The 19,410-nt window shown below is 36.5% G+C and carries 15 protein-coding genes; 10 read left to right on the forward strand and 5 right to left on the reverse strand.

Going from position 1 to position 19,410, the window contains the following annotated elements; translation table 11 throughout:
• The first annotated feature begins 20 nt into the window (after positions 1 to 20).
• From C8N46_RS05670 to C8N46_RS05690, 5 genes are all read left to right on the forward strand, one after another.
• Positions 21 to 491 carry a DUF6495 family protein gene (locus C8N46_RS05670; protein ID WP_108113905.1) on the forward strand — a complete coding sequence of 157 codons (471 nt, stop codon included), beginning with the start codon at positions 21 to 23 and terminating at the stop codon, positions 489 to 491.
• A 131-nt stretch (positions 492 to 622) separates the two neighbouring features.
• The gene (locus C8N46_RS05675; RefSeq protein WP_146169743.1) at positions 623 to 2,530 is read left to right on the forward strand and encodes a hypothetical protein; all 1,908 of its coding nucleotides are present in this window, start codon (positions 623 to 625) and stop codon (positions 2,528 to 2,530) included.
• A gap of 72 nt (positions 2,531 to 2,602) precedes the next feature.
• Positions 2,603 to 3,997 (forward strand): MBOAT family O-acyltransferase, encoded by a 1,395-nt coding sequence (locus C8N46_RS05680; RefSeq protein ID WP_211314474.1) that lies wholly within the window; start codon positions 2,603 to 2,605, stop codon positions 3,995 to 3,997.
• Positions 3,998 to 4,000: 3 nt separating this feature from the next.
• On the forward strand, positions 4,001 to 5,620 hold the full coding sequence (locus tag C8N46_RS05685; protein WP_108113908.1) for an alginate O-acetyltransferase AlgX-related protein: 1,620 nt from the start codon (positions 4,001 to 4,003) through the stop codon (positions 5,618 to 5,620).
• Between the two features lie 34 nt (positions 5,621 to 5,654).
• A complete protein-coding gene (locus C8N46_RS05690) occupies positions 5,655 to 6,659 on the forward strand; it encodes an alginate O-acetyltransferase AlgX-related protein (RefSeq protein ID WP_108113909.1) in 1,005 nt (334 codons plus the stop codon).
• Positions 6,660 to 6,751: 92 nt separating this feature from the next.
• On the opposite strand, the gene C8N46_RS05695 is transcribed toward C8N46_RS05690, so the two are convergent.
• Entirely contained in the window at positions 6,752 to 7,201 is a 450-nt protein-coding gene (locus tag C8N46_RS05695) for a hypothetical protein (RefSeq protein ID WP_146169744.1), read from the reverse strand.
• Between the two features lie 304 nt (positions 7,202 to 7,505).
• On the opposite strand from C8N46_RS05695, the gene hisS reads away from it, so the two are divergent.
• A complete protein-coding gene (gene hisS, locus C8N46_RS05700) occupies positions 7,506 to 8,873 on the forward strand; it encodes a histidine--tRNA ligase (protein ID WP_108113910.1) in 1,368 nt (455 codons plus the stop codon).
• A 208-nt stretch (positions 8,874 to 9,081) separates the two neighbouring features.
• Here the strand turns inward: hisS and C8N46_RS05705 are convergent, their stop codons facing one another.
• Both C8N46_RS05705 and C8N46_RS05710 read right to left on the reverse strand, forming a co-directional pair.
• Entirely contained in the window at positions 9,082 to 10,200 is a 1,119-nt protein-coding gene (locus C8N46_RS05705; protein ID WP_108113911.1) for a GTP cyclohydrolase, read from the reverse strand.
• Between the two features lie 31 nt (positions 10,201 to 10,231).
• Positions 10,232 to 11,212 (reverse strand): transporter, encoded by a 981-nt coding sequence (locus C8N46_RS05710; protein ID WP_108113912.1) that lies wholly within the window; start codon positions 11,210 to 11,212, stop codon positions 10,232 to 10,234.
• Between the two features lie 189 nt (positions 11,213 to 11,401).
• On the opposite strand from C8N46_RS05710, the gene C8N46_RS05715 reads away from it, so the two are divergent.
• The 3 genes from C8N46_RS05715 (at position 11,402) to C8N46_RS05725 (ending at position 15,566) form a co-directional block, all read left to right on the forward strand.
• Positions 11,402 to 11,659, forward strand: coding sequence for a DUF4834 family protein (locus C8N46_RS05715; RefSeq protein WP_108113913.1), 258 nt, complete (start codon positions 11,402 to 11,404; stop codon positions 11,657 to 11,659).
• Positions 11,660 to 11,743: 84 nt separating this feature from the next.
• A complete protein-coding gene (locus C8N46_RS05720) occupies positions 11,744 to 14,257 on the forward strand; it encodes a YfhO family protein (RefSeq protein ID WP_108113914.1) in 2,514 nt (837 codons plus the stop codon).
• Positions 14,258 to 14,282: 25 nt separating this feature from the next.
• The gene (locus C8N46_RS05725) at positions 14,283 to 15,566 is read left to right on the forward strand and encodes a glycosyltransferase family protein (protein WP_108113915.1); all 1,284 of its coding nucleotides are present in this window, start codon (positions 14,283 to 14,285) and stop codon (positions 15,564 to 15,566) included.
• A 66-nt stretch (positions 15,567 to 15,632) separates the two neighbouring features.
• Here the strand turns inward: C8N46_RS05725 and C8N46_RS05730 are convergent, their stop codons facing one another.
• Positions 15,633 to 16,928 carry a hypothetical protein gene (locus C8N46_RS05730; protein ID WP_108113916.1) on the reverse strand — a complete coding sequence of 432 codons (1,296 nt, stop codon included), beginning with the start codon at positions 16,926 to 16,928 and terminating at the stop codon, positions 15,633 to 15,635.
• 410 nt (positions 16,929 to 17,338) lie between these two features.
• Entirely contained in the window at positions 17,339 to 18,013 is a 675-nt protein-coding gene (locus C8N46_RS05735) for a hypothetical protein (RefSeq protein ID WP_146169745.1), read from the reverse strand.
• A 271-nt stretch (positions 18,014 to 18,284) separates the two neighbouring features.
• Between C8N46_RS05735 and C8N46_RS05740 the strand changes: the two genes are divergently transcribed.
• Complete coding sequence (locus tag C8N46_RS05740; RefSeq protein ID WP_108113918.1) at positions 18,285 to 19,400, forward strand: DUF3667 domain-containing protein; 1,116 nt, start codon at positions 18,285 to 18,287, stop codon at positions 19,398 to 19,400.
• The last annotated feature ends 10 nt before the right edge of the window (positions 19,401 to 19,410 follow it).

Raw genomic sequence — 19,410 nt, forward strand, 5'->3', positions numbered from 1 at the left:
GAAAGATTACGAAAATATTTATGAAATACACGCGACTTACGAAAGAACAACTCGAAGAACTCCATCAAGAATTCATCAACTTTCTAGCAACACAATCTATTACAGCAGATGAATGGCAAACGATTAAAACGGAAAAGCCAGAAGTTGCTGAACAAGAAATTGACGTATTCAGCGATTTGGTGTGGGAAGGTGTATTGACGCAAGCAACCTATTTAGAAAATATCTCGCCGCAACATCTGTATTTATTTCACTTGCGTGAAGATGAAATGAAGCTGATTGCGGTTAAAATTTTAAATCCAGCTATTGACATTACTACAAAAGAAGGCTTTCAATGGTTGCGTGAAAATTACACGTCTGAAGAAGTGGAAATCTTAACCGCAAACAAAGCCTATTCGGAAGACAGAAACGCAGATAAATTCGCTTTGATACAACAAGGTTCCAACATTACCAAAGGACAATTATACCAATGGTTTGAAGCCATGATGGCGTAGTTTATCGTATTTTTCTACTTTTTAATTTGAAATCATATCTCAAAAACCGAATTTTTGAATTTTATTGTATATTCGAACAATCGCAAACAATCGATAACTGTTCATTCCATCAATAAAATCCAAAAGCCCGAATGAAGAAGACCTACATATTCATTGCATGCCTTCTAGTAGTTGTAAATGTGTACGCGCAAACGTCTTCTAAAGACAAACTCGCAGTTGAAGGTGAAGTCGTATTTGTCTCAAAACTTCCCAAACCGAACGAAATTGACTATCCAAACTGTAACTATTCAGCCATTGTAAAACTGAATTCTAAAGATGAAAATACACGAGTAAATGTGATTTTTCAAGGGATTGTCAACAAACAAAAGGTAGCTACGGCAAACTTTAAAATTGGTGATAAACTCAAACTTAACTTGCTTCCTTTTAATAAAACGAAAGCAGAAGTGCGTCAAACGCAATTGGTCGATGAGGTGGACGATTTTGATATGAAAGTCTATTATGCGCTTGAAGCCAAAAAAATAAAACAATTTTCCTCTAAAAAAACAACAGCAACAATTACAACAACGAAAGAAAAGGTTGCTGCCATTAGCACATTAGAAAAAGATAGAAAAGCAGTGCGTATTCGGAAAAAAAAGATAAAATCTGAAATTCAACGAATTGAAAAACTGCTACAAGCACACGGAAATTCATGGGAACAGTGGGAAAAAGACATTCAAGACTTCAAAGCGGAATACGCAAAAGCGACAGAAGCAAAAGCTTCCAAATGGATTGGCAATTCGTTTTTCTCTGCAGGAAATGCCTATGCTGAACAAAATGAAGGCAATTTTGTAGAAGCCATGACGCGTTTCAACACCTATTTAAAACAGTACAACATAGACCTTATCGTTATCCGAATTCCCTTTAAAGGCGAAGTTGCGGGTGATTTCTTTAGTGATAAACTTTCCGATGGCATCGTTAATCCGTACGCGATGAAAGTCACGCTCGATTTGTTAAAAAACGGAATAGAAGTGCACGATATCTTGCCAAAACTCATTGAAGAACGCGAAAAGCATCCTTTACTATTTTGGTATAATGACTTTGAAGAAACGCATCCAGCGGAAGCTACCTCTTGGATTGTAGCTAAAGAACTCAAAGAAATTTTAGCGCGATATACAGAATATGATGAAGTTGCTAAAATTACTACGAGCTTAAAAGACACCGTTGGTGTCCGCAACGGCAAATCGTATCGTTGGCCAAAAGGGAACAGGGCATTTTCTAGTAGTACAATGATTCCGTTCAAAACAGTTTTAGACAGTACAAAAAACGTAGTATCTATACATTACGACACAAATACCTCTCCTTTTTTATTCATCGGAAACTCTTTTTTAGCCTATCCATCCATCATTCGTGGCGGAAGTATTCCACATTATTTTATTCATGAAACAGGTATTCAACCCGATGTGTATTACAGAAGTGGCGGCGTGGGACTCGGAAGACTCATCTACAAAAAAGGTCTTTCATTTTTAGAAAATAGAAGAGCTATTGTGTATGTGGCACTTCCGCAATCGTTTCAAGGAACCGTTCCTGTAATTCCGTTGGAAGCGAGTATTTCTCAAAAACGGTTTCAAGAAAAAGAAATTGTCACGCTTCAAAAAGATACTTGGGATGCGTATGTAGAATTTCCACCTGAAGTTAAACCAGGAATCCCTTTTCGCATACAAGAAAACGGATACATTAGCGTTGTCGGCAAGAATGGTATAAAAAGTGATGGTGGCGATATGGTTATTACCATTCCTGAGATTAAAAATATGACAAAAGATACTCTTCTTAAAGTAAAGTTCGAATTTCGTTCTGTAGGTTTTGGACATGTCGTAGTTACTTATGCAGGAGAAGAAAAAAGATTTTTACGCTCTGCCAATGTAAAAGATGGATATTTTGAAACGGTATATTTTAATGTCAAAAAAAATATTGACCCTCAGAAACTCATAGTTTCGTTTAAAAGTATCAAGAAAAAGCAGTTAATTAAAAAAATTAACATAAGTGTTCTATCATCCAAATAGCAGACATGAATGGTTTTTAGTTCCTACTTTTTTACCTTTTACTTTCTGCCAATAGTACTGCTATTGTACTATGTGTCTCCCAAAAAGTTACGGCATTTTACACTAACCATTATAAGCTACATCTTTTACGGTTGGGCAAATTCTGCGTTTGTGTTATTGATGTTGGGAAGCACAATTATCGATTACATTTGCGGATTGTTTATCGCAGAGCGTTGGGGAAAAAACTGGTCAAAACCTATAGAAAGTCTGGAAAAAGGAGGAAAACGTACCCAACAACAAAAATGGGCAGTTACCATTTCTGTCATCTCCAATTTATCATTACTCGCATTTTTCAAATACTTCAATTTTGCGGTTGAAAACTACAATGCATTGCTAGAATTTATAGGTTTGGAAGGAATTGACTCCAACAGTATCATGAATGTAGTTTTGCCGTTGGGAATCAGTTTTTACACGTTTCAAAGCATGAGTTATTCCATCGATATCTATCGTGGCAATGCCAAACCAATACGGAACTTTATAGATTTTGCCTGCTATGTTTCTATGTTTCCACAACTCGTTGCAGGCCCCATCATTCGTTTTCAAGATGTTGCCAATCAATTGCGTCATCGTACACATACCTTAGAAAAATTTTCAAGAGGAATTGCCTTTTTCTGTTTAGGAATGGCAAAAAAAGTATTGTTGGCAAACCCCTGCGGAAAAATTGCAGATACGTGCTTTGATGCGGTTGATGTTGGCTTTTTAAATTCGTGGTATGGCGCCATTTCGTATGCGTTTCAAATTTACTTTGATTTTAGTGGATATTCAGACATGGCAATCGGATTGGGATTAATGCTCGGCTTTGTCTTTGCCAAAAACTTTGACAATCCGTATTCATCCAAAAGCATTACGGAATTTTGGCGACGTTGGCATATTTCCTTATCAACTTGGTTGCGCGATTATCTCTACATTCCACTAGGCGGAAATCGAAACGGAAACACACGAACGTACATCAATTTGATGTTGGTGATGTTACTTGGCGGATTGTGGCATGGTTCGTCGTGGAATTTTGTAATTTGGGGCGCAATTCATGGTGTATTTTTAGCCTTGGAGCGATTGGCAAACAAAAAAGCTTTCTACCAAAAACTGCCAAAAATCGGCGGAATCATGCTTACATTTATCATTGTGGTTTGTGCGTGGGTTTTCTTTAGAGCAAGCGATTTGCCAAACGCTATCAACTACTTACAAGCGATGTTTGGCGGCACGTCAGCTATGGAAATTGACGCTGTAAATGACATTCTTATCAAAAATCCGTATTATATCATCAATTTTATCCTTGCGGGAATAGTGGTTTGGACATTTCCACAAACATGGAATTTCACCAAAAACATCACGTTCGCAAAATCACTTTGGATTATTTTCGTAATGATTATTTCCATACTAACATTGATGACGCAAGATTTCAATCCGTTTATCTACTTTATATTCTAAGCAATGTTGAACAAAGAACAAAAACAGACACGAGAAGCGATTGCGATGGAAGAAATAGGAAAAACAACCATTTCTAAAGGCAATCAACAATTGCTATTTGTGTTTTTTATAGTCTTGTTGATTTCTGGGATGCTAGCGCAGTTTTTCTTTGCAGAAAAAAACGAAACGCAGCTCACACTAAAAACTACAAAGGAAAAAACAAAAGCAAGTTCACTTTTTGAAACACTTTCACAAACAAATACTGCAGTACGCAACCACATAGAAGCATTAGAAACAGGCATTGAAGAAAATTCCGTTTTGCGAAAAACGTTTATTCCAGTGATGCAATCGGTACTATTTAATGTTTTCCAAACAGGAAATGAAAACGCGTGGATTTCAGATGAAAATTTCTACTATAAACATGCCAATCAATACCTAACACAAGCGGGATTTTTAGAACCAATACAACTCAAAAAACGAGCCGTAGAAGGAATACAGCCCAATCCAATCAAAGCGATTTTAGACTTTAAAAAGCAATTGGCAAAACGAAATATTCAACTCATGATTGTCCCTGCACCGCCAAAAGCTTCATTTGTGTTAAAAAAAGGAGAAAAGGCCGTAAACAATCAATCGTATACTACATTTATAAACACGTTGCGTCAACATGATATTCTGGTTTGTGATGTGTTTCAATTGTTTGAAAAGAAGCGGCTTTCGAAAGAAAGTTATCTTAAATACGACACACATTGGACACCAAAAGCGATGGAAATGGTCGCTCAAGAAATGGCAAGAGTATTAGACAGTAGTTCCATCCCGAAAGGAACTACACAATACACAACTAAAAACATTACGGTAGAAAATTATGGAGACATAGCAGACATGCTTCACATCGACAAAAAGGATTTGCAACTACAACCGCAAAAAGTAGCAATTACCCAAGTGCTTGATGAAAACTTTTTGTTCAAACCTTCTTCACAATCGGATATTTTATTTTTGGGCGATAGTTACGCCAATATATTTTCGTCAGAAATCATGAATTGGGGAAGTGCTGCGGGACTTTCCGAACAGTTGAGCAATCATATGCAAAAACCAGTAGATCGCATACAAATGAACGATGCTGGCGCTCATGCCACGCGCGTAGCGCTTTCTAACGAATTGAAACGAGGAAAAGACCGTTTGGCTGGGAAAAAAATCGTGATTTGGGAATTTGCGGCACGCGAATTGAGTTTTGGAGATTGGAAACTAATTAACATAGAGTTGAACGAAAACTATATTTCCAACTTTTTTGTACCGAAAGAACAACAATCTGTTACCGTAACAGGAATTGTGAGTGAAACGAGTCAAGTGCCGATTCCGAGTTCAGTTCCGTACAAAGATCATCTTGTGTCAGCACATATTACAGCGTTGAAAAATATAGAAACAGGAGAAGCTTTAGGAGAATCCGTTGTATATTTAGCCAGTATGAAAGACAATGTTTGGACCGATGCCGCTCGCTTGCGAAATGGACAAAAAGTAACGCTTACGTTATACAATTGGAATGACTTCTCAGAAACGTACGGCGCTGTGAATCGTTCAGAATTGCAAGATGATGAACTGTCTTTTGAAGATCCTTGTTGGGGAATTTTACTCGATAATCGAGATTAAAATGAAGTAGTTGACATAAAAACACCGAAAAAAAATGAAAAACTATATTCTTGTTGTAACATTAGCTATTTTGGGAGGTTTTACGTGTGTTGCGCAAACATCTTTTGAAAAAATATGCAAAGAAAAAGTGACAAAAGCAACGTCGACGACAGTCGTTGGGCAAGATGGTTGGTTGTTTCTAACTTCGGAATTATCACACATTGCCAAAGGAAAGTTTTACGGTTCCGCAGCGGCAAAAACTGCGGTATGTGCGAGTCCCGATAGAAAAGATCCCATTCCTGCCATTGTCGATTTCAACAATCAATTGCAACAACAAGGCATTCAACTATACCTGATGCCAGTTCCACCAAAAGCGATGATTAATGCTAGTAAAGTGGATGCGTCTTTACAAAACAATCAAAAATTGGCAGTTCATTATCAAAATCTCTACAAAGAATTGAGAGGTCAAGGAGTAGAAGTGATTGATGTATTTCCAGATTTTTACAAAGAAACAGCAAAAGGAAATCTGATGTATTGCAAACAAGATTCGCATTGGAATCCCGCAGGAATCAAAGTTGCGAGTACGAACGTTTCAAACACCATTAAAAAGCAAGATTGGTATCAAAATGATGCTGGAAAAATTAAAAAAGAGAAACCTACACAAAAGACCATTCAAATTGAGGGCGATTTAAAAGCGGCAGCTGATATAAATCTTGGAAAAGAAAAATTAAGTATCAATACATTTCAAAAAGCGTCAAAAATAGACGAAAACTCACCTGTGTTGGTCATAGGAGATAGTCACACGTTGATTTTTCATTCGGGCGGCGATATGCTAGCTGAAAATGCAGGTTTTACTGATGCTTTAGCGGCGCAATTAGGATTGAATGTAGATTTGATAGGCGTGCGCGGTTCAGGAACGACTTCCGTCAGAATCGATTTGTACAGAAAAGCTAAAAATAAAGATTGGCTCGGAAAAAAGAAAGTCATTATTTGGTGTTTTGCTGCAAGAAACTTCTCAGAATCTAAAAACGGTTGGCGAAAAGTGCCTGTGATGAAGTAATGAAACACTATTTATAAAGGTATTTCTGAGCATAAAAATAGTGCCTCTAAAAAAAAGAGACACTATTTAAGTAGCAAATACGATACAATTTCTTATTCAGTATAGGCACCTACATACCATTTTGATCCATCCCAGCAATATTCTTTTTGAACATTGTCTTGATTGTACGCGTAAACTCTAATATGAATTTGCCCGTTTTTATCTAACCAAGAAGTCGCATCTGGAGTAGAAGCTCCATAAAACTGCCCGCTAGTTAAAGCACCAGAATACCATTTGTCTTTGTCCCAACAAAGCTCAATGATTTTTCCATTAGTTCCAATCGCATATACACGTATATGAATTTGTCCGCTTGAGTCAAGCCAAGAAGTCGCTCCTGCACCAGAAATTGCAGAAAACTGATTTGTCAAAGCTCCGTCATACCATTTGTTAGAATCCCAACATCTTTCTAGAAGTTTACCATTAGATTGTTGTAAACTGTAAATTCGTAAGTGAATTTGTCCACTTCCATCTACCCAAGAAGTGGCTCCCATAGAGTTCCCCATAATATTTATTTTTTTTTGGTTAATAGTGAAGTAAAAGTAGACCTAATGATGCTATATTGTAAGAGTATTAATACGTATTTACGAAAGAAGGTGTTTTCATATAATTACAATTATTGAGGCTAAATTCTTTAAAATACCGTAAAAATAATTCCTTTGTGATGAATGACAGACTTAAAATTTAGATTTTAATTTTGTTGCTTCATGCATAAGTTAAAAAGAAAATTATCTGGTTTTTTCAGCATTATTCTTTACAATTTTTCAATCCCTAAAAAATAGACTTATATTTGCGCCACAATACACAATCATGGCACAAAAACCAAGCATACCAAGAGGAACACGCGATTTTTCTCCGATAGAAGTTACCAAGCGTAACTACATTTTTAATATCATAAAATCAGCTTTTCAAAACTTCGGATTTCAACCGATTGAAACACCGTCGTTTGAAAATTTAGAAACCTTAACAGGAAAATATGGTGAAGAAGGAGATAAACTAATTTTTAAGATTCTAAACTCCGGCGATAAAGTCAAAAAAGCAGACGTAAAAGCGTTGGAAGAAGATAATTTAGCGCGTTTTTCTAATTCACTTTCCGAAAAAGCCTTGCGTTATGATTTAACGGTGCCCTTTGCGCGCTATGTAGTGCAACACCAAAACGATATTACATTTCCGTTTAAACGGTATCAAATTCAGCCAGTGTGGCGTGCAGACCGACCTGCAAATGGACGTTTTCGTGAATTTTTTCAATGCGATGCAGATGTCGTAGGTTCAACCTCGCTGTGGCAGGAAGTGGAATTTGTGCAATTGTATGATAAAGTCTTTTCCAATCTTGGTTTGAAAGGTGTTACGATTAAAATCAACAATCGAAAAATCCTATCTGGAATCGCAGAAGTGATTGGCGCAAAAGACAAACTTATCGACTTTACAGTCGCGCTAGACAAGCTTGATAAAATTGGCGAAGATGGCGTAAAGAAAGAAATGTTGGAAAAAGGCATTGCTGCGGAAGCAATTGAAAAAGTACAGCCATTATTCAGTTTTTCGGGGAATTTAGACCAAAAATTAGCGCAACTCAAAGAGCTATTAGCCAATTCGGAAGAAGGAATGACAGGAATCTCAGAACTCGAATTTGTCTTTGAAGCTATTGAAGTACTCGGATTAGAAACAGCTACGTTGGATTTAGACATCACTTTAGCGCGTGGATTAAACTACTATACAGGAGCCATCTTTGAAGTTGCGGCTCCCGAAGATGTCAAAATGGGCTCTATTGGTGGCGGCGGACGCTATGATGACTTAACGGGAATTTTTGGTTTAAAAGATGTTAGTGGAGTCGGTATCTCTTTCGGTTTGGATAGAATTTACTTAGTATTAGAAGAACTTAATTTATTTCCAGAAACGGTTTCGGATAGGGTAGATGTGTTGTGTGTGAATTTTGGAGAGAAAGAAGCCTTGGCATCGTTAAAACTCATCAAAGTATTGCGCAAAGCAGGAAAAAGTGCAGAGTTATTTCCAGACAATAAAAACATGAAAAAACAGATGAATTACGCCAACAAACGCGATATTCCGTATGTAATTATCATTGGAGGAAACGAACTCAAAAATAATACCTGTATCGTAAAAAACATGAAAAGCGGTACGCAAGTAGAAGTTCCATTTGATGAGGTGTTGACGGCGTTCTAATTTTTTGTTCTTCGTTTTTTGAAGTTGCTTTTTATGTTGTGAAGTATGAATCTAGAGTCAAGATTCACATTTGAAACTACAAAAAACAGACAACAGAAAACAAAAAACAAAACCTAACACCCAAAACACCAAAAAAAAATCAAGCAAAGCGAGATAAAAAAAGTCTAAAAGTGCGCAAGCACGGTCTAGTTTCTAAAAGCGAAGCGGTCTATAAATCTTTTTTATATGTTTTTCGACGTTTGTGCGTTACAGGATTAAAGTGCTTCCAAATTTGATGAATCGCTGTATTTTCAATCAATTCGGGAGTTCGAATGCATTCTTGTACATTCTTTTCGGTAAACGTGAGGAAATATTCCATAAAAATAATAGCCGTCAATCCTTTGTTTTGATATTCAGGATGTACGCCAATTAAGTAAAAAGTAATGTTTTTCGGGTTTCTACGCGCTTTCAACATGTGAAAAATTCCGAACGGAAATAGCTTTCCTTTGGCTTTTTGTAAAGCTTTGGCAAACGAAGGCATGACAATAGCAAACGCGACTAATTTATCATCTTTATCAATAATAAACTTTATAAATTCAGGATTGATAAATCCGATATACCGATTTTTAAAATACTCTTTTTGAATGTCGTTAATCGGAACAAAAGACGCCAATGATGCGTACGATTCATTAAACAAATCGAACATTTGGTCTACGTAGGGTAGAATGTCTTTCGTTTTTGTAAAATTGAGCGGACGCAATTGATACCGTTTTTTAATCAAGTTTTGGACACGTTCAAACGATTCGGGCTTTACATTAGAAAAGGGAAACTTATTTTCTAAATATTCTTTCTCCTTTACCAAACCGTGATGAATCAGATGTTTTTCATAATACGGATGATTGTACCACGTAATCATTGTACCAATATGATCAAACCCTTCTGTCAGCACACCTACTTTATCCAAATTTGAAAAACCAACAGGCCCTTCCATATATTCCAATCCGTGCGAGCGACCAATTTCAGCGACTTTGTCCAACAATGCGCCAGAAACTTCCAAATCGTCAATCATATCAAACCAACCAAAGCGCATTTTGGAAAGTTTTTGTTCTTTTACTTCAATCCAATTGACAATGGCGGCAACACGACCTACAATTTCACCATTTCTATACGCTAAGAAAAACTGTGCATCTGCATCTAAAAATGCAGGATTTTTATCTTTGTTAAAGGTTTCTAATTCGTCTTTAATAATCGGCGGAACCCAATATTTTGAATCTTTATAAAGGCGAAACGGAAATTTTATAAAAGCTTTTAATTCCTTTTTGTTGGCTACTTCTCTAACTTCAATCATTCACTGAAAATTTGGTTGCTACAAAGTCTATTTAGTTGTTGATGTTTCCATCATCTTCAAACTTCTCCAATTCTTTTTCTTTTTTCTTTTTTGGATCTTCTCCGTTTGGATCTTGCTCGTCAATCGGAATGATTTCATCTTCATGCCATGCATCGATGCGATAGGAAAGTCCCAAACCAGCAAAAACGCGTGTTGGTGTGTTTTTTACACCAGCGCCAACATAAGCATCCAACTGAAAATCGTCTCCAACCAAATACGCGCCACCAGCTCTAAAAAGGGCATCTGCATATATATCACTGTCAATTCCTTGATGCTCTACAAAAGCTGACCATTTCGGATTGTCAAACGCGTGTGTTAAGGTTAAAATATAGCTCAATTCTTTTGAATCTGAAGTAATGCGATCATACGTAATATTCGACACAAAAACCCAGCGACCTGCAAAGTGACTTTGGGTAGACAAGGTTACTTTTGGACTTACAGAAGGTTCTGTGCGAGGAAAGTATGGATTGTCCGTAAAAACAAAATTCGCACCTGCGTAAATACCAATGGCAGGAATTAAATCTTTCCAACGAAATGAATTGTTTGCTTTCCAACTGTATAAATTTGGCTTTTCCGACTCAGATTTTAAATACGGATCGTACAGCATGTAATGCGCGCCAATCGTATGCGATAAAAAGCCATTTCTGTTAAACTCCAACGGTGGAATGGTGGTATTACTTGTAAACGTATCAAACTGATACGCACCTTCCCAACGAATCTCTAATTGTTCTTTAAACAAGCCATATCGCAATGCAAAATCGATTCCAAATGCATCTACTTCCGTATTGAGTTTTTTATGTTCTTGAAAATCTACAAACATGCCTGTTTCAAACTGCAATACATTTTTACCAACAGCATACGCGCCAACAGAAGCTCCAGGACGATTGGAATTGATGACATCAGTATATTGCGCAAACGCTGCGGATGTGCAAAGTAAAAAACTAAGAATTGTTAAAAAAGATGTTGTTTTCATATAGCTGTTAGGTTGTTTCGTGAACTAAAAAACATGAATGCGCCTTTACAAAATAAAGGAGTGCATGTTTTTCTTAAAATTTTAACATGTTAAGCCAAAACTACATAAAATTATAGTTTTTTATCTAGTAAAAGCGATATTAAATCCACATAAATTGTATTTTTGAAAAAATATAGTTCATAATACAATATGGGATTACTGAGAACATTAGCAATCATAATTTTAGTAATGTACGCATTGCGTTTATTGGGTAGAATGTTTGCGCCTTTTATGATTCGCTATGTCGCCAAAAAAGCCGAGAAGCGTTTTTCGGAGCAATTCAAACAACAAGCCGAATATCAAAAGCAACAACGTACCAAAGAAGGAGAAACTACGATTGATAAAATGCCCGATAGAAAATCATCAAAAAATGTGGGAGAATATATTGACTTTGAAGAAGTTGATTAATGTTTGCCCAAAGCACACCTAAAAACCGTTCTAAAAAGGTTTAGTATATTGCCTTTTATCTGTACACGCTAAAAATTACACCAAGTGAATTTAGATATTAAAAAATTTGTCCCGCATGCAATTGCCTTACTGTTGTTTATAGGAATGTCGTTGGCATACTTTTACCCTGTCGTACAAGGTAAAAAAATGCAACAGCAAGATATCATCCAGTATGCTGGAATGGCAAAAAAGCAAAACGATTATCGTGAACAAACAGGTGAGGAGTTGTACTGGACAGACAACGCGTATGGTGGAATGCCAACGTATCTGTTGGGAGCGCGTTATCCGCATTCGTACATCAAAAGTTTAGACAGAGCTATCCGGTTTTTACCACGCCCAGCAGATTATTTGTTTTTATACTTCTTTAGTATTTACATACTATTGCTGGTGATGAAAGTCGATTGGAAACTGTCCATTCTCGGCGCTATTGCCTTTGGATTTTCTACCTACTTTATCATTATTTTGGGCGTTGGTCACAACGCCAAAGCACACGCTATTGCTTATTTTCCGTTAGTCTTATCAGGAATTTTGCTCACTTTTCAGCGGAAATATATTTGGGGATTTTTACTCACAGCGGTCGCCATGTCGTTAGAAATTATGACATCGCATCCGCAGATGACCTATTATTTGATGCTGTTGGTGATGGTGATAGGATTGGTGTACTTTATCGATTCCTACAAGAAAAAAGAAATGCCGCACTTTTTTACAGCAGTCGGATTGCTCATTGTTGCTGTATTTTTAAGTATCGGCGTTAACGGAACCAACTTATTAACCACCAAACAATACGCCGATTGGAGTATTCGTGGGGAAAGTGAATTGACCATTAAACCAGACGGCAGCAAAAAAGAACGCAAAGGACTTTCTAAAGAATATATTACCGAATATAGCTACGGAAAAATGGAAACCTTCAATTTGTTGATGCCGCGATTTATGGGTGGCGGAAACACGGAAGATTTCGGAACCAATTCCGAAGCATACGAATATTTAGTACAACTAGGCGTTCCTGCAGGTTCTGCAAGAGAATTTGTAAGATATCTTCCTGGCTATTGGGGCGACCAACCAATTATTGCAGCGCCAGCGTATGTAGGAGCGGTCATTATTTTCTTGGCGTTGCTAGGATTATTTTTAGTGCGAAGTCGTGCCAAATGGTGGCTTTTTGGAGGAATTGTGCTGTCAATACTACTTTCGTGGGGAAAAAATCTAAGTTTTCTTACTGATTTAATGCTTGATTATTTTCCGCTATACAGCAAATTTAGAGCCGTTTCGTCCATACAAGTTGTGCTCGAATTGTGCATTCCAATCTTGGGTGTTTTAGCGTTAGCGTATCTTTTCAAAAAAGAAACAGTAGACAAAAAGAAAGAGGCGACAGAAAAGATAATTTTATACTGTACGGTAGGTTTTGTAGTCATTGTTTTAGCATTGATTGCCTTTAAATCTTCGCTATTTACTTTTAATGGATTAAACGATGATTATTATGCTTATAAATTCACTCAGCAAGGATTGAATGGGCAGCAATTCATGGAAATTATCAAGGAAGACCGTATGGCAATGCTAACCAAAGATGCGTTGCGTGCTTTGTTGTTAATTGTACTCACAGCTGGTGTTTTGATAGCCTACTTGCGCAAAATAATAAACAAGAATATCGTAACTATTGCCATTGCAGCGTTGTTATTGTTCGATTTGGTACCGATTGCTCGAAATTATGTAAATACAGAAGAATTTGTAAGTAAAGCACAATTCGATTTTCCATACAAAACCTTAGAGGTAGACAAGCAAATTTTAAAAGATAAAGGACATTATCGTGTGTTTGAACCGAGATTGCGACTTGCCAATTCGCGTACAGCATTTTTCCACAATACGCTTGGCGGTTATCATGCGGCGAAACCACGACAGTTTCAAGAAGTGTATGACTTTTATTTAGATTACGATAGAAAATTTGAAGTCAACGAGCGAAACATCAATATCTTGAACATGTTGAACGTTCGCTACATCATCAAAGATTTGGAAGGTGAGCAAGATCAGGCTGGAGCAGGAGCCATTGCGCTGAAAAACCCATATCCGAATGGAAATGCATGGTTTGTTGAAAAAGTCAATTTTGTTGATACGGCTGATGATGAAATGCTTTCGTTGTACGGATTGAACACGAAAAACGAAGTGGTTTTCCGAAAATCGAGAGCGGAAGAAGGCATTATCAAGGAAACGTACGGAAAAGATTCACTCGCAAACATTGAATTAGTAGACTACAAACCAGAGCATTTAACATACAAATCAGAAAACGAAGAGCACGGTTTTGCGGTATTTTCTGAAATCCATTACCCACATGGCTGGAATGCGTATATTGACGGAAAATTAGAGCCACATTATCGCGTAAATTATATTTTAAGAGGTATGGAAGTTCCTGCTGGAAAACATACGATAGAGTTCAAATTTGAACCAACTATTGTTCAAAAAGGAATTACCATATCACTCACAAGTTCCATTATTTTATTTTTATTGATTGTAGGTGGAATTTACTATGAATTTTGGCATAAGAAGAAAAAGAAAGTGACAACGGAATAACAACAGCATAATTCTCCTCAAAATTATGGCTAAAAAGGTAGTAATTGTTACATATTACTGGCCGCCAGCTGGTGGACCAGGTGTACAGCGTTGGTTGAAATTCGTAAAGTATTTGCGTGATTTTGATATAGAACCTATCGTTTTTATACCTAAAAATCCAAGTTATCCTATTGTTGATGAAACGTTTTCAGAAGATATTCCTAACGACATCACCATCATCAAGCAGCCTATTTTTGAGCCATACGAATTTGCGCAACTTTTTTCTAAAAAGAAAACTCAAAAAATCAGTCGCGGTATTATTGCCAAAGAAAAACAATCGCTGGTAGAAAAGGTATTGCTTTATATTCGAGGAAACTTTTTTATTCCTGATGCACGTAAATATTGGGTGAAACCTTCTGTGAAATTTTTAAAGAAGTATTTGGTAGAAAACAATATAGAAACCATTATCACCACAGGACCACCACATAGTTTACATTTGATTGGTCTTAAATTGCGAAAACAATTGACAATTACGTGGCTAGCAGATTTTCGCGATCCGTGGACGCGAATTGGCTATCATGAAAAGTTACGTTTGACTAAAAAATCGCAAGAAAAACATATTCAACTGGAATCGGAAGTGTTGCAAACTGCTGATCAAATTGTAACGACAAGTTTTACTACTAAAGAAGAATTTTCAACGCTAACCGATAAACCTATAAACGTCATTACCAATGGTTATGATGTTGAACAATACGAACCAACTCCAATGGACGAAAAGTTTACGCTATCGCATATAGGTTCGTTACTTTCGGATAGAAATCCAGTCGTTTTATGGCAAGTATTGGCAGAATTGGTAGCAGAAAACGAAAGTTTCGCAAACGATTTTCAATTGCAATTTGCAGGTGTTATCAGCGAACGCATACAACGCGCCATTGGTGAAGTTGGTTTGAATTCGCACACTATTTATTTCGGTTATGTTTCGCACAAAAGAGCCTTGCAATTGCAACGTGCTTCGCAATTGTTATTGGTGATAGAAATTGATTCCGAAAAAACCAAAGGAATTATTGCAGGAAAGTTGTTTGAATATATGGTGGCGGAACGACCGATTATCGGAATTGGTCCTAAAGATGCTGATATTGCAAAGATTATTCAGGAGACCAATACAGGGACGTATTTTTTATATACTGAAAAAGCGAAACTCAAAACGCAAATCTTAGCGTATTACGAAGCATTTCAGCAGCAAAAATTACATACATCACCAATCGGATTGCAACAGTATTCGCGTAAAGCGTTGACCAAAAAATTAGCAACGCTTTTACATTCTATATAACTCCATAAAAAAAACCTTACTCAATGTTTCCATCAAGTAAGGTTTTACAATTTGAACAACTATCTATTAATTTCGTCCTCTCGAACCTCGTTGTCTGCTAGAAGTTGCTTTTCGCTGTGAGCGATTGGAACGCTGTGTTGCTGAACTTCGGTTTGAAGAACGATTTGATCTTGTAGCTCTGGAAGAATTGCTTCTACTTGGCTTTGTAACAGAGCTTCTACTTGAGCTACGATTAGTACGAACCGAATTGTTGTTTCGTGTACTACGCGTGCTTCTCATATCTCTTGTAGAGCTTGAATTTCCACGTGTCGCTCTCGTATTGTTTCGTGTAGAATTTGATCGTACACTGTTAGAGTTTTGAGACCTTGTATTTCCACGTGTAGCTCTCGTGTTATTTTGACTTCTCGTATTTCCACGCTCAATACGTGTATTGTTGTTATTGTTGCTACGAACGCCACCTAATTGTACATTATCTCGTGTGTTTCTAGTGTTTCCACGAACAGTTCCACGTGTATTTCCATTTCTTGTTGTTGCCGAACGTGTGTTTTCTGCTCTTGTTCCACGAGTTGTAGCCTGACGTGTATTACGAGTATTACTGTTGGTACGTGTTACCGTTCTACGTGTGTTGTAAATAGCAGCATCATTTCTACGGGTAACTCTGCGGTCGTTTCTATAAATATCTCTTCTATTCGTATTGATACGCGCTGCACTATGATAGATGTGTCCAATACGCGCTCTTGCATATCTGAATCTGAAATTGTTTCTATATGGCGAACAGAATGTGTAACGAATAGGTGTATAAAATCTTCTATATGGATTTACGCTTACTAGACAGAAATTTACTGTTGGTCTAAAGAATAAATCGTTATAAAATACTGGATATGTGTAATATCTGTTAAAAGGATTGATAAAACCTCTCGTGTGGGTGAAACGTGCATACGAATCGTAGTATAAGAACAATCCACCAACTTGCACTAAGTTTCCAAATCCGTTGTAATTGAGGTTTACATTTCCAATTCGGAAGACGCGTCCGTAGTAATCATAAAAAATAGGCGTATTTTCTATTTGAATGATAGCACCGTAATCGTCATACTGAATGAATGGATTGTAATCAAATCCTGAGTTGAAGGTGATTTGCAATCCGCCCATATTCACATTGGCGTTAATGTTTGGATGTAATCGATTGATGAAAAAATCAAACTCTCCGTCGTGATACACAGAAAACGTGATTCCATTTTCAACGAACGTTACCGCTCCGTTTATAAAGAATGCGTTGGTTGTGGTGGTATCCATCCGTTTTGCTTCTGCGGTTGTCACCGTAAAGAAAAACAGCCCTGTTAAAGCAATGAGTATTTTTTTCATAACATGCGTTTTTAATATTCTATTAATACTAACCAAACAGCGTGCCAAAAACAGAAGTTTTCCAAAAACACCTTGATGACGAGTTTATTAACCGATGTAAAGTATGGTTTTTCCATACTGTAAAGTAGTTGCAAATAATTATTTTAGACATCTAAATATAGTAGTGCTGTGACGCTTTTGGACCGACATAAAGAAAATTAGTTATAATCGTTTGATATGATAAATTTTGTAGTTTAGTTGGCTCTTTATGTCAAGAAAATGGCAAACAGCAAAGAAATAATTGGAGCGTTTTCTTTATACTATAACAAAGCAACCTCGTGAATCGTAACACAATTCACGAGGTTTTGTTTTGGAGAATTTTTAGGCATTAAAAAATCCCGCATTTTGCGGGATTTAATATATAGATACGTTTATTTAACTCCTTTCTTTATTTTAGACTTACCATTGTTATTTCTGTAGTAATACAAATCTTCATCATCCGCTGGAATATTGTGTCCGTGCTCAAAATCATCATCTATATGAACATTTCCGTGATCAATTCCACAACTTGCCATACCACATACACCACAATTTACGATTGGTTTTACAACTCCAGACTGTCTTACCAATCTTCCCCAACGGTTGTATTGCAATTGTAAACCTCCAATTTGCAGTAACTTTCCGTGTCTGTTGTGGTAGTTCATATAAATGGAGCCAATTCTTTTTACTCTACCAAAACGGTCATAATTGATAAATAAATTTCCAATTCTTCGAACTCTTCCATTGATATCATGTTCTACACGAACACCAATAGTTCTGGTATTGTAGCGAGTTGCATGAGTTCGTACTCTTGGCGCGCCAAAAGTAGTGTTTACAGTACTTCTTCGCGTTCTTCTGTAGTTGACAGGATGCGTGTTAAAATCGAATTCTCCATTTAGGAAAACGAAAAATTCTACACCTCTCTCTACAAATTGAATTGGTTGTGCGTAAGGATAGCGATTGGTTAACCCGTTTTCGCTTCCGTGTACTTGGTCGCTCATTACATTTGCTTGTGTAGTTGTTACACTAAGTAACAATCCTACGAATAAAAGATAAAAGTTTTTCATAATCTGTACTTTTAGGGTTATGCCTACTCTTTAGCTTTTCGGCGTGCGCTATTTGCTATAGATAAAACCAATTTCATGCCAAAAATGTAATGTTTTAATTTTCAGTAACTTAAACCATGTTAGATTGTGCTTTATTTTGAGTATTTTGGTATCTTAATTTGCATTGTGTAACAAAATTTACTTTTAGGCTATTATGCATCTATTGATGATGTACTAGAAAATTGTAAATAGATTTTAGCATATTTGTACTATCAAAGCAGCCAACAAAACTATGTCCACCAAAAAGAAACACTGTTTAAATTGTAAATATCAATTGACGATTTATCATAAGTATTGTCCAAATTGCGGGCAAAAAGTAGATGATAAATTGAACATGCGCGTGTTGTTTCACAATACTGTGATGAACTATTTTTCGGTAGATGCACGTTTTTTTAGGAGTTTTATTCCCTTATTGACACGACCAGGTTTTTTGGCGAAAAAGTTTGTTTCAGGAAAACGCTTGATGTATTTGCATCCTGCGCAATTTTATTTGTTTACGTCCATTGTTTTTTTCTTTATTTTTTCAATCTCAACCCAATCAGCGCGACAACAATTTGAATCAGGCTTGCGAAGTGCTTTTGGAAAAGAAAGTGTTTTGATTGCAGAAACAGCAAGAATACGAGATTCTCTAAAAAAAGAACTACAAAACAATTTGTTAGAAGCGGATGAAACCGATAGTATTGTTATTAAAAAAGTGACCACATTTTTAGAAGGAAACAAAAAGCCAAACGATAGTATCACTAAGGATTCTACACTAAAAAAGTCCATGAAATCATCAAAAAATTCAGGGATAAAAGGTGAATTTTTAGGATTCAATTTTAATACTTCCAAACTTGATTCGCTATATGTAGCAGGTGCAAGTATGGATCAAAAATTAAAAGCAATAGGCTACAAAGAATCTGATGGTTGGTTTGGAAAGTTTATCGGAAAACAACTTATCAAACTCAGAGAAAAGCACGGTGACGGAATTTCGAAAGTATTTATGGACACCATTCCAATTTCCATGTTTTTCTTGATTCCGATTTTTGCGATGCTATTAAAATTATTCTATCGAAAACGCGGACGATTCGCGCATCACATGGTGTTTAGCTTTTACTATTTTGCTTTTATATTTTTAGCATCGAGTATTATCATCTTGACAAATTTAATCATCGATATTCCCGATTGGATAGACATTACGCTGATACTTTCCATGCTCATTTATTTGTACATTAGCTTGAAGCATTTTTACGAGCAAGGCTATTTCAAAACGTTTTTTAAGTCGTTTTTCCTCATCTTTATTTATTTGCTATTTGTAGTGCCGTTGTCGTTTGTAATACTTTCTGTAGTGACGTTTTTTGTGTATTGATGAAAGGAAA

The sequence above is a fragment of the Kordia periserrulae genome (assembly GCF_003054265.1).
Classification (GTDB): domain Bacteria; phylum Bacteroidota; class Bacteroidia; order Flavobacteriales; family Flavobacteriaceae; genus Kordia; species Kordia periserrulae.

Bases quoted from the DNA above. Each gene is read 5' to 3' on its own strand.
- C8N46_RS05670 (WP_108113905.1), top strand. From the start codon at position 21: ATGAAATACACGCGACTTACGAAAGAACAACTCGAAGAACTCCATCAA.
- C8N46_RS05675 (WP_146169743.1), top strand. From the start codon at position 623: ATGAAGAAGACCTACATATTCATTGCATGCCTTCTAGTAGTTGTAAAT.
- C8N46_RS05685 (WP_108113908.1), top strand. From the start codon at position 4,001: ATGTTGAACAAAGAACAAAAACAGACACGAGAAGCGATTGCGATGGAA.
- C8N46_RS05690 (WP_108113909.1), top strand. From the start codon at position 5,655: ATGAAAAACTATATTCTTGTTGTAACATTAGCTATTTTGGGAGGTTTT.
- C8N46_RS05695 (WP_146169744.1), bottom strand. From the start codon at position 7,201: ATGGGGAACTCTATGGGAGCCACTTCTTGGGTAGATGGAAGTGGACAA.
- hisS (WP_108113910.1), top strand. From the start codon at position 7,506: ATGGCACAAAAACCAAGCATACCAAGAGGAACACGCGATTTTTCTCCG.
- C8N46_RS05705 (WP_108113911.1), bottom strand. From the start codon at position 10,200: ATGATTGAAGTTAGAGAAGTAGCCAACAAAAAGGAATTAAAAGCTTTT.
- C8N46_RS05710 (WP_108113912.1), bottom strand. From the start codon at position 11,212: ATGAAAACAACATCTTTTTTAACAATTCTTAGTTTTTTACTTTGCACA.
- C8N46_RS05715 (WP_108113913.1), top strand. From the start codon at position 11,402: ATGGGATTACTGAGAACATTAGCAATCATAATTTTAGTAATGTACGCA.
- C8N46_RS05725 (WP_108113915.1), top strand. From the start codon at position 14,283: ATGGCTAAAAAGGTAGTAATTGTTACATATTACTGGCCGCCAGCTGGT.
- C8N46_RS05730 (WP_108113916.1), bottom strand. From the start codon at position 16,928: ATGAAAAAAATACTCATTGCTTTAACAGGGCTGTTTTTCTTTACGGTG.
- C8N46_RS05735 (WP_146169745.1), bottom strand. From the start codon at position 18,013: ATGAAAAACTTTTATCTTTTATTCGTAGGATTGTTACTTAGTGTAACA.
- C8N46_RS05740 (WP_108113918.1), top strand. From the start codon at position 18,285: ATGTCCACCAAAAAGAAACACTGTTTAAATTGTAAATATCAATTGACG.